The sequence below is a fragment of the Burkholderia paludis genome, assembly GCF_000732615.1.
Classification (GTDB): Bacteria; Pseudomonadota; Gammaproteobacteria; order Burkholderiales; family Burkholderiaceae; genus Burkholderia; species Burkholderia paludis.
In genome coordinates this window covers 30,058-43,006 of record NZ_JPGL01000027.1, presented here as the reverse complement: position 1 = coordinate 43,006, position 12,949 = coordinate 30,058, and the positions used below count along the sequence as shown (strand labels likewise).

13 protein-coding genes and 4 tRNA genes are annotated in these 12,949 nt (G+C 67.6%); 12 read left to right on the top strand and 5 right to left on the bottom strand.

Features of this window, described 5'->3' with window-relative positions; all coding sequences use genetic code 11:
* The first annotated feature begins 63 nt into the window (after window positions 1–63).
* From moaA to GQ56_RS0118140, 5 genes are all read left to right on the top strand, one after another.
* Window positions 64–1,176 (top strand): GTP 3',8-cyclase MoaA, encoded by a 1,113-nt coding sequence (gene moaA, locus GQ56_RS0118160; RefSeq protein WP_031400007.1) that lies wholly within the window; start codon window positions 64–66, stop codon window positions 1,174–1,176.
* Between the two features lie 28 nt (window positions 1,177–1,204).
* Window positions 1,205–1,822 carry a molybdenum cofactor guanylyltransferase MobA gene (gene mobA / locus GQ56_RS0118155; protein WP_031400006.1) on the top strand — a complete coding sequence of 206 codons (618 nt, stop codon included), beginning with the start codon at window positions 1,205–1,207 and terminating at the stop codon, window positions 1,820–1,822.
* 82 nt (window positions 1,823–1,904) lie between these two features.
* Window positions 1,905–3,209, top strand: a complete 1,305-nt coding sequence (moeA, locus tag GQ56_RS0118150) for a molybdopterin molybdotransferase MoeA (RefSeq protein ID WP_031400005.1) — start codon at window positions 1,905–1,907, stop codon at window positions 3,207–3,209.
* Window positions 3,210–3,246: 37 nt separating this feature from the next.
* Window positions 3,247–3,522: a hypothetical protein gene (locus GQ56_RS0118145; protein ID WP_006401288.1), complete on the top strand. Its 276-nt coding sequence runs from the start codon at window positions 3,247–3,249 to the stop codon at window positions 3,520–3,522.
* Window positions 3,519–4,004: a GNAT family N-acetyltransferase gene (locus tag GQ56_RS0118140; RefSeq protein WP_031400004.1), complete on the top strand. Its 486-nt coding sequence runs from the start codon at window positions 3,519–3,521 to the stop codon at window positions 4,002–4,004. Before GQ56_RS0118145 ends, GQ56_RS0118140 begins: the two co-directional genes overlap by 4 nt.
* Window positions 4,005–4,091: 87 nt before the next feature.
* On the opposite strand, the gene rmuC is transcribed toward GQ56_RS0118140, so the two are convergent.
* The 5 genes from rmuC to pncB form a co-directional block, all read right to left on the bottom strand.
* Window positions 4,092–5,570 carry a DNA recombination protein RmuC gene (gene rmuC, locus GQ56_RS0118135; RefSeq protein ID WP_031400003.1) on the bottom strand — a complete coding sequence of 493 codons (1,479 nt, stop codon included), beginning with the start codon at window positions 5,568–5,570 and terminating at the stop codon, window positions 4,092–4,094.
* On the bottom strand, window positions 5,567–6,556 hold the full coding sequence (locus tag GQ56_RS0118130) for a 2-hydroxyacid dehydrogenase (protein ID WP_031400002.1): 990 nt from the start codon (window positions 6,554–6,556) through the stop codon (window positions 5,567–5,569). Before GQ56_RS0118130 ends, rmuC begins: the two co-directional genes overlap by 4 nt.
* 80 nt (window positions 6,557–6,636) lie before the next feature.
* Window positions 6,637–8,067, bottom strand: a complete 1,431-nt coding sequence (locus GQ56_RS0118125) for a sodium:proton antiporter (protein WP_031400001.1) — start codon at window positions 8,065–8,067, stop codon at window positions 6,637–6,639.
* Window positions 8,068–8,107: 40 nt separating this feature from the next.
* The gene (locus GQ56_RS0118120) at window positions 8,108–8,770 is read right to left on the bottom strand and encodes a LutC/YkgG family protein (protein WP_031400000.1); all 663 of its coding nucleotides are present in this window, start codon (window positions 8,768–8,770) and stop codon (window positions 8,108–8,110) included.
* Window positions 8,771–8,859: 89 nt separating this feature from the next.
* Window positions 8,860–10,059, bottom strand: coding sequence for a nicotinate phosphoribosyltransferase (pncB, locus tag GQ56_RS0118115; RefSeq protein ID WP_031399999.1), 1,200 nt, complete (start codon window positions 10,057–10,059; stop codon window positions 8,860–8,862).
* A 321-nt stretch (window positions 10,060–10,380) separates the two neighbouring features.
* Between pncB and fdxA the strand changes: the two genes are divergently transcribed.
* From fdxA to GQ56_RS0118080, 7 genes are all read left to right on the top strand, one after another.
* Complete coding sequence (gene fdxA / locus GQ56_RS0118110) at window positions 10,381–10,704, top strand: ferredoxin FdxA (protein ID WP_011351384.1); 324 nt, start codon at window positions 10,381–10,383, stop codon at window positions 10,702–10,704.
* Window positions 10,705–10,802: 98 nt separating this feature from the next.
* Window positions 10,803–10,878 (top strand) — tRNA-Asn (locus GQ56_RS0118105).
* A 71-nt stretch (window positions 10,879–10,949) separates the two neighbouring features.
* A tRNA-Asn gene (locus GQ56_RS0118100) sits at window positions 10,950–11,025 on the top strand.
* Between the two features lie 71 nt (window positions 11,026–11,096).
* Window positions 11,097–11,172: transfer RNA gene (locus tag GQ56_RS0118095), tRNA-Asn, on the top strand.
* A gap of 71 nt (window positions 11,173–11,243) precedes the next feature.
* Window positions 11,244–11,319 (top strand) — tRNA-Asn (locus GQ56_RS0118090).
* A gap of 120 nt (window positions 11,320–11,439) precedes the next feature.
* Window positions 11,440–11,925, top strand: coding sequence for a CreA family protein (locus tag GQ56_RS0118085; RefSeq protein WP_031399998.1), 486 nt, complete (start codon window positions 11,440–11,442; stop codon window positions 11,923–11,925).
* Between the two features lie 62 nt (window positions 11,926–11,987).
* Window positions 11,988–12,917: an AraC family transcriptional regulator gene (locus tag GQ56_RS0118080; RefSeq protein ID WP_031399997.1), complete on the top strand. Its 930-nt coding sequence runs from the start codon at window positions 11,988–11,990 to the stop codon at window positions 12,915–12,917.
* Window positions 12,918–12,949: the final 32 nt, after the last annotated feature.

Here is a 12,949-nt window from a genome sequence, read left to right as displayed (position 1 = left end):
CGCCCACCGGACCAGCCGGCCGCATGCGGCTAAAATGGAGGTCTGGTTCGTACTTCTTTCAACATGTCCCGACGCATCATTCCTCTCGCCGACGTCAGCGGGATGCCGGATGTCTCCGGCGTCGCCCACGCCCCGGACGGCACGCTGGCCGACACGTTCGCCAGGCCGCTGCGCGATCTGCGCATTTCGGTGACGGATCGCTGCAACTTTCGCTGCGTGTACTGCATGCCGCGCGCGGTCTTCGACAAGGACTACCCGTTCCTGCCTCACAGCGCTTTGCTCACGCACGAGGAAATCGAACGCGTGGCGCGACTTTTTGTCGCACATGGCGTCGAGAAGATCCGCATCACGGGCGGCGAACCGCTGCTGCGCAAGAATCTCGAATTCCTGATCGAACGCCTCGCGCGCCTGACCACGCATGACGGCCGCCCGCTCGACCTGACGCTGACGACCAACGGCTCGCTGCTCGCGCGCAAGGCGCGCGCGCTGAAGGACGCCGGACTCGCGCGCGTGACGGTCAGCCTCGACGCGCTCGACGATACGCTGTTCAAGCGCATGAACGACGCAGAGTTCGCGAGCGCCGACGTGCTCGACGGCATCTTCGCCGCGCAGGCTGCCGGCCTCGCGCCGGTCAAGGTCAACATGGTCGTGAAGCGCGGCACCAACGACGGCGAGATCCTGCCGATGGCCGAGCGTTTCCGCGGCACCGGCGTGATCCTGCGTTTCATCGAATACATGGACGTCGGCACGTCGAACGGCTGGAACATGACCGAGGTGCTGCCGTCGGCGGACGTCATCGCCCGGATCGCCGAACATTTCCCGCTCGTCCCGCTCGAACCGCACACGGCGGCCGAAACCGCGCAACGCTGGGGCTATGCGGACGGCAGCGGCGAGATCGGCGTGATTTCGAGCGTCACCCAGGCCTTCTGCGGCGACTGCACGCGCGCGCGGCTGTCGACCGAAGGCAAGCTGTACCTGTGCCTGTTCGCGTCGACGGGCCACGATCTGCGCGCGCTCGTGCGCGGCGGCGCGAGCGACGCCGAGATCGCCACCGCGATCGCCCGCATCTGGCAGGCCCGTACCGACCGCTATTCGCAGCTGCGCGGCCGCGCGCCGGCCGACGCCGCGCCCGACAGCGCCGCCAGGCGCGTCGAAATGTCATATATCGGCGGCTGAAACCAGCCGCACGCACCACTGCCGCACGATGCCCGCCTCCTCCTCTCCTTCAATCGCCGGCCTGCTGCTCGCAGGCGGGCGCGCCACACGCATGGACGGCGTCGACAAGGGCCTGCAGCTGCTCGACGGCACGCCGCTAGCGCTGCACGTACTGCGTCGGCTCTCGCCGCAGGTCGACGAGACGCTGATCAGCGCGAACCGTCATGCCGATCGCTATGCCGAGCTCGGCGCACCGTTCGATGCGCGCATCGTCGCGGACGAAACGCCCGACTTCCCCGGCCCGCTCGCGGGCCTGCTCGCCGGCATGCGGGCGGCGTGCGCACCGCTCATCGTCTGTTCGCCGTGCGACACGCCCTATCTGCCGGCCGACCTCGTCGCGCGCCTGCATGCGGCGCTCGACACCCACAGCGCCGACATCGCGATGGCCGTGACCGTCGACACGCAGCAGGCACGCTCGCCGCAGCCGACGTTCGCGCTGCTGCATACGTCGCTGGCCGAGGATCTCGCGGCCCGGCTCGCAGCCGGCGACCGCAAGGTGCGTGCGTGGTACGCACGCCACAAGACGGTCGAAGTCGAGTTTCGCGACGAGCGTGCGTTTTACAATGCCAACTCGTGGCAGGAACTCGCCGCGCTGGCGCGTCGCTGACTGCGCGCTTGCCATTCCCGCCCGGCCCCCTCCTCGCGCCACCGGCCACGAACCCGTTACGCCTTGCGGCGCAGTCCGACTGATGATCACGCAATCCTCGCCCGCCTCCCGAACCGCACCCGATTCCGATGCCCCGCTGTCGCTCGCCGACGCGCAGGCGCTCGCGTGCCGCTTCGCGGTGCCGGTCGATGCGAGCGAGACGGTGACGCTGCACGACGCGCTCGACCGCGTGCTCGCAGCCGACGTGAACGCGCCGTTCGACATTCCCGCGTATGACAACTCGGCAATGGACGGCTACGCGTTCGACGGCGCCGCCAGTGCGCACGCGTCGCCGCAGCAGGAGGACGTCGCAATGTCGGTTGCCGGCACCGCGTTCGCCGGGCATCCGTTCGACGGCAGCGTGGCAGCCGGTTCGTGCGTGCGCATCATGACCGGCGCGCCGATGCCCGCCGGCTGCGACACGGTGATTCCACAGGAGCACGTGCGCGTCGACGGCGACACGATCCGCTTCGCCGCGCACGCGATCGCGCGCAGTGCGAACTGCCGCAAGGCCGGCGAGGATCTCGCGCGCGGCGCCTGCGCGCTCGCCGCGGGTCGCATCCTGCGGCCGTCCGATCTCGGCCTGCTCGCGTCGCTGGGTTTCGCCAGCGTCACGGTGCGCCGGCGCGTGCGCGTCGCCGTGTTCTCCACCGGCGACGAACTGCGCGAGCCCGGCGAGCCGCTCGGCCGCGGCGCCCTGTACGACAGCAATCGCGGAATGCTGATCGCGATGCTCGAACGGCTGCATGTCGACGCGCTCGATCTCGGGATCGTTCGCGACGATCCCGCCGCGCTCGAGGCCGCATTGCGCGACGCCGTCGCCGCGCAGGCCGACGCGGTGATCACGTCGGGCGGTGTATCGGTCGGCGAAGCCGACTTCACGCGCGACGTCATGGCACGGCTCGGCGACGTGACGTTCGCGAGCCTCGCGCTGCGGCCCGGCCGGCCGCTCGCCTGCGGCACGCTCGCGCGCACGGCAAGCAGCGGCGCCGGTCACGCGCTGTTCTTCGGGCTGCCCGGCAATCCGGTCGCCTCCGCCGTGACGTTCCATGCGATCGTGCGCCCCGCGCTGCTGACGCTGGCCGGCGCGCGCGCGCAGCCACCGGCGATGTATGCGGCACTCAGCACGCACGCGCTGAAGACGCGGCCCGGCCGCACCGAATACCTGCGCGGCATCGCGACACGCGCCGCCGACGGCCTCTGGCACGTCACGCCGGCCGGCTCGCAAAGCTCCGCATCGCTGAGCGGCCTCGCGGCCGCCAACTGTTTCATCGTCCTGGGCCACGACACCGCGGCAGTCGACGCGGGCGCCCCGGTCGACATCCTGCCGTTCGACGGCCTGATCTGAATTCCAATCGGTATATCTCTACGGGGGCAATCCGCACATGAAGAAACAAATTTCGTCGATCGCCGCGGGTCAGACCGCAAAAGCGCTGATCCTGGTCTACCTGACATTCAGCGTGCCGATCGTGCTGCTCGGCATTCTGGTCGCGTACGTCCGCTACGGGATGGTCGAACTGAGCACGATCCTGAGCGCGCTGCTGCTGAACGCCATCCTCGGTTTCGTGCTGCTGTGGATCGCGTGCCATGCGTACAACTGGGTCGCATCGCGTTTCGGCGGCATCGAAATCGTGCTGTCCGATCCGCCGGAGGAAGCGTGAGCGGCACGCCGCGAATCCGCGCGGCCGAAGCGCGCGACGTCGGCGCGATCCTCGCGCTGATGCGCGAACTGGCCGAGTTCGAAAAGCTCACGCACCTGTTCGTCGCGACCGAGGCCGATCTCGCCGACGCGCTGTTCGGCGAGCGGCCCGCCGCCGAAGCCCGGGTGGCCGAGCACGACGGGGAGATCGTCGCGTATGCGCTGTTCTTCCACAACTATTCGACGTTCCTCGGCCGTCGCGGCCTCTATCTCGAGGATTTGTACGTGCGGCCGTCGCAGCGCGGGACGGGGCTCGGCACCGCTATGCTGCGGCACCTCGCGGCGCTGGCCGTCGAGCGCCGTTGCGGGCGCTTCGAATGGTCGGTCCTCGACTGGAACCAGCCGGCGATCGATTTCTACGAAAAGATGGGCGCGACCGTACTGCCCGACTGGCGCATCGTGCGCCTGACGGGGGACGCGCTGGACACGCTCGCCGGACATTGAGCGCGGGCCGGCCCTGCCGGCGATCGCGTCGAACGACAACGGGCGCCGCGGCGCCCGTTGTCGTTTCAGCCGGGACGGCGACTTGCGTCAGGCATCGTCCGCATCGGCGCCGTCGGCCCCTTCCGCGCCGAGCAGCCCGGCCGCCGTGTCGCCCGGCAGCGCCTCGACCTGCTTCAGCTTGCGGTTCATCACGCGCGTGCGCTGCTCGGCGGCCTCGATCGAACGCGTGACCGTCTCGAGCTGCGACTTCGTGCGCGCGAGCACATCGCCGAACTTGCCGAACTCCGTCTTGACCGCACCGAGCACCTGCCACACCTCGCTCGAGCGCTGCTCGATCGCGAGCGTGCGGAAGCCCATCTGCAGGCTGTTCAGCAACGCAGTGAGCGTCGTCGGCCCGGCGACCGTCACGCGATAGTCGCGCTGCAGCAAGTCGGTCAGGCCCGGGCGGCGCAGGATCTCCGCGTAGAGCCCTTCGGTCGGCAGGAACAGCAGCGCGAAATCCGTCGTGTGCGGCGGCGCGACGTATTTCTCGGCGATCGTGCGCGCCTCGAGCCGCACACGTGCCTCCAGCGCACGGGCCGCCTCCTCGACCGCCGCCGCGTCGGCGCGCTCCTGCGCGTCGATCAGCCGCTCGTAGTCTTCGCGCGGGAATTTCGCGTCGATCGGCAGCCACACGGGCGGCGCATCGCGCGTGCCCGCTTCGCGCCCCGGCAGCCGGATCGCAAACTCGACGCGCTCGCTACTCCTGGGCACCGTCGCGACGTTCTTCGCGTACTGCTCGGGCGTCAGCATCTGTTCGAGCAGCGCCTCGAGCTGCACTTCGCCCCAGGTGCCGCGCGTCTTCACGTTGGTCAGCACCTTCTTCAGGTCGCCGACGCCCGCCGCGAGCGTCTGCATCTCGCCGAGCCCGCGATGAACCTGTTCGAGCCGGTCCGATACGAGCTTGAACGATTCGCCGAGCCGGTGTTCGAGCGTCGCGTGCAGTTTCTCGTCGACGGTGCGGCGCATCTCCTCGAGCTTCGCCGCGTTGTTGGTCTCGATTTCCTTCAACCGCTGTTCGAGCGTGGCGCGCACCTCGCCGATCCGGCGGTCGTTCGCCTCGGTCAGTTGCGTGAGCTGCCGGTTCAACGTATCGCCGAACAGCCTGAGCGCGCCCGTCTGCTCCTCGCGCGCCTGCTGCGCGTGGCGCTGCACGCTCTCGCGCATCGCGTCGAACTGCTGCGCATTGCCGGCGACGAGCTTGCCGAGCTGCTGCGCGAACCCTTCTATCTGGTTGTTCTGCACGGTCGCCACGCTCGTCAGCTGTGCGGCGAGCGTCTGCTGAAGCTGGGCGAAGCTGCCGGCCAGCTCGGTGCGCGAGCCGCGCGCGTTCTCGACGATCTCGCCGCGCAATTCGCGCTCGAGACGCTCGACGGCACGCGCCTGCGCATGCGCGGCGTCTTCGATCTGGTCCCCGAGCACGGCCGCATCGTCGTGGCGGCCACCGCCGCGCACGAGCGCGACGATCGCCACCGCGAGCGCGACGGCCAGCACGACGACCGCCGCAAGCAACAACGTCATCGTCATGCGCGCGGCTTCCCGATCACGTCAGGGTTGATCGGATTCGGTGGCTGCCCCGCGCGCGGCCCCTCGCCCAGTGCGGCGATCAGGTTGTCGGCGGCAAGGTTCGCCATCGCACGGCGCGTCTTCTCGGTCGCGCTCGCGATATGCGGCGTCAGCACCACGTTCGGCACCTCGAGCAGCGCCGGATGAACCGTCGGCTCGCCTTCATATACGTCGAGGCCGGCCGCGGCGATGGTTCCGTCACGCAGCGCGACGGCCAGCGCCGCGTCGTCGACGATCCCGCCGCGCGCGATGTTGGTCAGCGTCGCGGTGGGCTTCATCTTCGCGAGCTCGGCCGCACCGATCGTGTGATGGTTCTCCTTCGTATACGGCAGCACGAGCACGACGTGATCGGCGCGTGCGAGCAGCGCATCCTTCGACAGGTACTCGGCGTTCAGGTCGGCCTCGATCCCGGGCGCGACCCGCGAGCGGTTGTGATAGACCACCTGCATCCCGAAGCCGCGCGCGCGTCGCGCGAGCGCCTGGCCGATGCGGCCCATCCCGATGATGCCGAGCGTCAAACCGTAAATGTCGGTGCCGAGGAAACCGTCGTACGCCCACTTCTGCCAGTGGCCGGCGCGCAACCAGTGCTCGGATTCGGCGATCCGGCGTGCGGCGGCCATCATCAGCGCCCAGCCGAAATCGGCGGTCGACTCGTTCAGCACGTCGGGCGTGTTGGTGCCGAGCACGTGCGCCGCGTTGAACGCGGCCATGTCGAAGTTGTTGTAGCCGACCGCCATGTTCGCCACGACGCGCAGGCGCGGCGCCGCCGCGAGCGTCGCCGCGCCGACCGGGTCGCCGGCCGTCAGTGCGCCGTCCTTGTCGGCCAGACGCGCGGCGAGCGCGTCGGGCGCAAGCGCGTCGCCGTCGTTCCAGTCGACTTCGAAATACTGCTTGAGCCGCTCGATCACGTCCGGAAAGATCGGACGTGCGACCAGGATCTTCTGCATCGCCATCTCCGCATGCCGCGGACGGCTCGCGACGCGCCGTGCGTCGCCGGGACCGCCCGCTCGAGGTTGAAATCGTCCGCTTACGCCGTGAAGAACAGCCACGACGTCAGCAGGAATACCGGTATCAGCACGACGAGCGCCCAGCCGAGGTACGCGAAGAAGCTCGGCATCTTCACGCCGCGCGACTCGGCGATCGCCTTCACCATGAAGTTCGGCGCGTTGCCGATATAGCTGTTCGCGCCCATGAACACCGCGCCCGCGGAAATCGCGGCGAGTGTCGACGCGCCGGTCGTCATCAGCGTCTGCGCATCGCCGCCCGCGAGATTGAAGAACACCAGATAGGTCGGCGCATTGTCGAGGAACGACGACAGGATGCCCGTCGCCCAGAAGTACATCGCATCGACCGGCTTGCCGTCCGGCCCCGTGACGAGATGGACGATCTGCGCGAACGCACCGTCCGCCCCCGCGCGCAGGATCACGATCACCGGCGCGATGGTCACGAAGATCCCCGCGAACAGCTTCGCGACCTCCTCGATCGGCGCCCAGTTGAACGCGTTGCCTTCACGCGCGGAGCGCGGCGTCAGCGCAAGCGACGCGAACGTCACCCCGACGAGCGCGACGTCGCGCACGAGGTTCTGCAGCGCGACGTGCGTGCCCCATACGTCGAACGTGATGCCCGGCTTCCAGATCCCGCTCATCAGCACGAGTGCGACCACGGCCGCGAGCAACAAGAAATTGACCTTGCCGTCGATCGACAGTGCCGCACCGTCGGGCGTCGGGTCGAGCGCGGCCGGCCGCTCCTCGCCGCCCTTGCGATAGAAATACGTGTCGAGCACGAAGAACAGCGTCAGCAGCACCGCGCAGATGAACAGCATCGGCAACGCGAGATGCGTCGTCGTCCAGAAGAAGCTCACGCCGTTCAGGAAGCCGAGGAACAGCGGCGGATCGCCGAGCGGCGACAGCGAGCCGCCCGCGTTCGCGACGAGGAAGATGAAGAAGATCACGACATGCACGACATGCTTGCGGTTGTCGTTGGCGCGCAGCAACGGCCGGATCAGCAGCATCGCGGCACCCGTCGTACCCATCACGCTCGCGAGCAGCGTGCCGAGCGCGAGGATCGCGGTGTTCAGCTTCGGCGACCCGTGCAGGTTGCCGTTCACGCAGATGCCGCCCGCGACCGTATAGAGCGCGGTAAGCAGCACGATGAACGGAATGTATTCCTCCAGCAGCGCGTGCACGAGCGTACCGAACGCGGTACCCGCGCCGAACGCGAACGCGAACGGAATCAGGAACGCGACGGCCCACCCGGCGGCGATCTTGCCGAAATGGTGATGCCAGAACACGGGGGCGACGAGCGGGAACAGCGCGATGGACAGCAGGATCCCGGCGAACGGGACGCCCCAGAGCGCGGACAGCGTGGCACCGTCGAGCGTTGCGGCCGATGCGAGCGCGGGAACGGCGCCAAGCGCGATTCCCGACGCCATGCCCGCCCAGGCGGCATGTCGTTTCATGCAGAACTTCCTTGTTCGAGTGGTGGATGCGGCGGGCGCGTCATGCGCCCCGTACGACGATCGCGTGAACGCGGTACGGGCCGTGCGCGCCCAGTACGATGGTCTGCTCGATATCGCCCGTGCGCGACGGGCCCGACACGAAATTGACCGCGCGCGGCAATTCGCCGCGCTCGGCGCGGATCAGTGCAAACGCGTCTTCATGACCGGCGACGATCCGCGACGCCGGCACGATCGCGACGTGCGTTTCCGGCAACAGGCCGGCGGACGCATAGGTGTCGGGGCCGGACAGCAGCACCAGCGAACCGGTTTCGGCGGTCGCGCAAAAACAGCCCGTGAGACCGACCAGGTCGCCATCCCGCGGCTTGCGGCATTCGACCGACAGGCCGGCGCCCGCCCAGTCGAAATCGGCCAGCGTGCGCCATGCAACGGCCTGCATCGGCAAGCCATGGGCAGAAAGGTAGCGGGCCGCGGCGGCCGGGACATCGGCAAGCGTCGCGACTTCATCGACCGTGGTCGACAGGCGCGCCGCCTCGTCGACGAATGCTGCGACGAGATCGGCCGGCGCCGGCGGACGCGGGCCCTGCGGATGACGGGCGAGATAGTCGGCGACGCCGTCGCGCTCCGCCGCATCGGGTTCGGCCGCGCGCCCCTGCGCCGCACGAATGCGCGCGAGGATCTGGCGACGGGCAGCGGAAGTGTCCATGAACGGTCCTCGTGACGTTGGCGGGGGATACCGTCGGATTATACCGGCCCCCCCCCGCCGCGCCGCAGCTTCGGCCGTTCGGCCAGGACTTACTTCGACGCGTCTTCCTCGACCGGCTGCGCGATGCCGAACACCTGGCGCAGGTATGCGAGATAAGCCTTGTCGTCGCACATGCTCTTGCCAGGAGAATCCGACAGCTTCGCGACCGGCTGGCCGTTGCAGCGAACCATCTTGATCACGATCTGCAGCGGCACGTAACCGAGATCGTTGGTGAGGTTCGTGCCGACGCCGAACGCGAGCTTGCAGCGGCCGCGGAACCGTTCGTACAGTTGCATGACCTTCGGGATGTCGAGTGCGTCCGAGAACACCAGCACCTTGGTGCGCGGGTCGCAACGGTTCGACTCGTAATGGCGCACCATGCGCTCGCCCCAGTCGAACGGATCGCCCGAATCGTGGCGCGCGCCGTCGAACAGCTTGCAGAAGTACATGTCGAAGTCGTTCAGGAATGCATCCATTCCGTAGACGTCCGACAGCGCGATTCCGAGGTCGCCGCGGTATTCCTTCGCCCACATCTCGAAACCGTAGACCTGCGAATCGCGCAGCCGCGGGCCGAGCGCCTGGCACGCCTGCAGGTACTCGTGCGCCATCGTGCCGAGCGGCGTGATGCCGTGCCTCATCGCATACAGCACGTTGCTGGTGCCCGCGAACTGCGGGCCCAGGCCGTCGCGCAGCGTGAGCGCGACCTCCTCGTGCCAGACCTTCGAGAAACGCCGGCGCGTGCCGTAGTCGGCGATCTTGCAGTCGGCGAACTCGGGCTTCGCGCCGAGCAGCTTGATCTTGTCGCGCAGCCGCTCGCGGCCCTCGCGATAGTCGGGCTCGCGCTGCGTGTTGCGGAAATAGACTTCGTTGACGATCGCGAGCACCGGAATCTCGAACAGGATCGTGTGCAGCCACGGCCCCGCGATCTCGATGTCGATCTCGCCGTTGCCCTTCGGCGACGGCGTGATCGAGATGTACTTCTCGTTCAGGTGGAACAGCGCGAGGAAATCGACGAAGTCGCTCTTGATGAAGCGCATCCGCCGCAGGTAATCGAGTTCGACGTCGGTGAAACGCAGCGCGCACAGGCCGCGAACCTCGTCGCGAATCTCGTCGATGTACGGCACGAGATCGACGCCGGGCGTACGGCACCTGAAACGGTATTCCACGCTTGCCGCGGGAAAGTGATGCAGGACGACCTGCATCATCGTGAACTTGTAGAGATCCGTGTCGAGCAGCGAGGTGATGATCATGATTACGGCACCGCCAATATCGAGACAGGGCCCCGGCGCACCGCGCGCCGCCCGGTCTGCCGGCCATGTTACCCGAATGCGGGCCCGACCATCGCGAAACCGCCGCTTGCCCTGCCCCATACGCTCCGCCGCGCCCGCGCACGGCACGCCCGTCTTGCCGGCGCGCACTGTCAGCGGCCGGCTCGAAGCGCCCCCATAAACTAATCACGAAACGATATAAGCCGGATAGCCGACCGCGCCATGCGGGTTTTGCGCTTCAGTTACAATGCCGGTTTTGGCGCATACGCCACCCCATATATACCGCCAAGCAGGAGCGTTTTAATGACTCACGTTGTGACCGAAGGCTGCATCAAGTGCAAATACACGGATTGCGTGGATGTGTGCCCGGTGGATTGCTTCCGTGAAGGTCCCAACTTTCTCGCCATCGATCCGGACGAGTGCATCGACTGCGCCGTGTGCGTCGCCGAATGCCCGACCAATGCGATCTATGCCGAAGAAGACGTTCCGGGCGACCAGCAGCAATTCACCGCGCTGAACGCCGAGCTGGCGAAGGACTGGCCGTCGATCACGAAGACCAAGCCGGCACCGGCCGACGCGGACGAGTGGAAGGACGTGCAGGACAAACTGCACCTGCTCGAACGCTGATCGCGCGGCAGCCGCAAAAAAATTTGTGCGCCGCAGCCCAAAGGTGTTGACAGCTTAGCCAACACCCCATACAATCTCGTTTCTCTGCTGTTGTTTGTTCCCCGATAGCTCAGTCGGTAGAGCGCCGGACTGTTAATCCGTAGGTCCCTGGTTCGAGCCCAGGTCGGGGAGCCAAAAACGCAAAGGCCCGTTGAAAGTGGACGGGCTTTTTGCTGGTACGCAAACACGCAGATATACCGATTTATTCCCCGATAGCTCAGTCGGTAGAGCGCCGGACTGTTAATCCGTAGGTCCCTGGTTCGAGCCCAGGTCGGGGAGCCAAAAACGCAAAGGCCCGTTGAAAGTGGACGGGCTTTTTGCTGGTACGCAAACACGCAGATATACCGATTTATTCCCCGATAGCTCAGTCGGTAGAGCGCCGGACTGTTAATCCGTAGGTCCCTGGTTCGAGCCCAGGTCGGGGAGCCAAAAACGCAAAGGCCCGTTGAAAGTGGACGGGCTTTTTGCTGGTACGCAAACACGCAGATATACCGATTTATTCCCCGATAGCTCAGTCGGTAGAGCGCCGGACTGTTAATCCGTAGGTCCCTGGTTCGAGCCCAGGTCGGGGAGCCAGACAGCGAAAGGCCCGTCATTCGACGGGCCTTTTGTTTTTCCGGCCCGCCTCGCGCGTTTTCGTGGCACGGGCATGCGCATGCTAGAGTCTCTGTCCCGCATTCGCATCCGGTCACGTCGATGAAGCACCGCCTCCTCCGCTCCGCCCCGCTCGCCCTGCTCCTCTCCGCGCTTGCCGCGGCACCGCTTGCCCATGCGGAGGAAGTCGGCAGCGTCAACACCCATTTCCGCGTCACGGGCTCCGATCGCGTGGTCGTCGAGGCGTATGACGATCCGGTCGTCAACGGCGTGACCTGCTACGTATCACGCGCCCGCACGGGCGGGATCAAGGGCACGCTCGGCGTCGCCGAGGATCCGAGCGAGGCGTCGATCGCCTGCCGGCAGGTCGGCCCGATCAGCTTCAAGGAGCCGCTCAAGCAGCAAACCGACGTGTTCAGCGAGCGCATGTCGTTCATCTTCAAGACCTTGCACGTCGTGCGCGTGGTCGACGCGAAGCGCAACACGATCGTCTACCTGACCTACAGCGACCGCATCGTCAGCGGCAGCCCGAAGAACGCCGTCACCGCGGTGCCGATGCCGGCCGGCACGACGATTCCGGTCAAGTAAAGCCCGCGCCGGCCGGACGCGCGAGCGATACACTGTCGGTTCGACCGCTCCCGCGCCCGATCATGTCCGCGCTCCGCCTTCCAGATTCCGCACGCTACTGGCGCACGCCGCTGCTGCCGGACGCGGATCTCGTCACGGCCACCTATCGCGATCACACGTTCGCCCCCCACTGGCACGACGCGTACACGATCCCCGTGATTCTCGAAGGCGCGGAACGCTTCACCTATCGCGGCAGCGGCTACGTCGCCGAAACCGGCACCGTGCCCGTGATCAATCCCGGCGAAGTGCATACGGGTTCGCGCGCGGCCGATGAAGGCTGGTGCTACCGCGTCGGCTACATGCCGGTCGAATTCATCCGCGAACTCGCAAGTGCGATCGCGGGCCGCACGCAGGACGCGCCGTGGTTCCCGCCCGACGTGATTCGCGACGTCGATCTTGCGGCCCGGCTCACGCGCGCGCACCGGATGATGGAGGCCGGCAGCGAACACAGCCGGCCCTCGCATGCGCACCCGCCGACCGACGACGATCCGGCGGCAGGCGGTCCCGCGGCAGGCAGCTCGACGACGGATGCCGCGCGCATCTACGATCCGCTCGCCGCCGAGACGGCAATGCTCGACGCGCTGTCGACGCTGATCGTGCGCCACGCCAATGCGCAATCGCAACCGGCGCGCCTCACCGCGGACGAACCGCGCGTCGACGCGATGCGCGAGCGGCTCGCCGCCGACCTCACGTGCACGGTGACGCTCGACGAAATCGCGTTGGCGGCCGGGCTGTCGCCGTTCCACGCGGCCCGCCTGTTCACGCGCACAACCGGCATGCCGCCGCATGCCTGGCGCAACCAGCTGCGCTTGCAGCGCGCGCTGGCGCCGTTGCGCGCAGGCGTGCCGGTCGCCGATGTCGCGGCGGCCAGCGGCTTCGTCGATCAAAGCCACTTCACCCGGCACTTCAAACGCATGTTCGGCGTGCCGCCCGGGCGCTGGCAGGCGCGCTGACGCCGCGGCCTCCCCGCACCGCCCGGCATGCG

Excerpts from the sequence above, each read along its gene's own strand:
- mobA (WP_031400006.1), top strand. The coding sequence starts at position 1,205 with ATGCCCGCCTCCTCCTCTCCTTCAATCGCCGGCCTGCTGCTCGCAGGC.
- GQ56_RS0118145 (WP_006401288.1), top strand. The coding sequence starts at position 3,247 with ATGAAGAAACAAATTTCGTCGATCGCCGCGGGTCAGACCGCAAAAGCG.
- pncB (WP_031399999.1), bottom strand. The coding sequence starts at position 10,059 with ATGATCATCACCTCGCTGCTCGACACGGATCTCTACAAGTTCACGATG.
- GQ56_RS0118085 (WP_031399998.1), top strand. The coding sequence starts at position 11,440 with ATGAAGCACCGCCTCCTCCGCTCCGCCCCGCTCGCCCTGCTCCTCTCC.
- fdxA (WP_011351384.1), top strand. The coding sequence starts at position 10,381 with ATGACTCACGTTGTGACCGAAGGCTGCATCAAGTGCAAATACACGGAT.
- moeA (WP_031400005.1), top strand. The coding sequence starts at position 1,905 with ATGATCACGCAATCCTCGCCCGCCTCCCGAACCGCACCCGATTCCGAT.
- GQ56_RS0118130 (WP_031400002.1), bottom strand. The coding sequence starts at position 6,556 with ATGCAGAAGATCCTGGTCGCACGTCCGATCTTTCCGGACGTGATCGAG.
- GQ56_RS0118120 (WP_031400000.1), bottom strand. The coding sequence starts at position 8,770 with ATGGACACTTCCGCTGCCCGTCGCCAGATCCTCGCGCGCATTCGTGCG.
- moaA (WP_031400007.1), top strand. The coding sequence starts at position 64 with ATGTCCCGACGCATCATTCCTCTCGCCGACGTCAGCGGGATGCCGGAT.
- rmuC (WP_031400003.1), bottom strand. The coding sequence starts at position 5,570 with ATGACGATGACGTTGTTGCTTGCGGCGGTCGTCGTGCTGGCCGTCGCG.
- GQ56_RS0118080 (WP_031399997.1), top strand. The coding sequence starts at position 11,988 with ATGTCCGCGCTCCGCCTTCCAGATTCCGCACGCTACTGGCGCACGCCG.
- GQ56_RS0118125 (WP_031400001.1), bottom strand. The coding sequence starts at position 8,067 with ATGAAACGACATGCCGCCTGGGCGGGCATGGCGTCGGGAATCGCGCTT.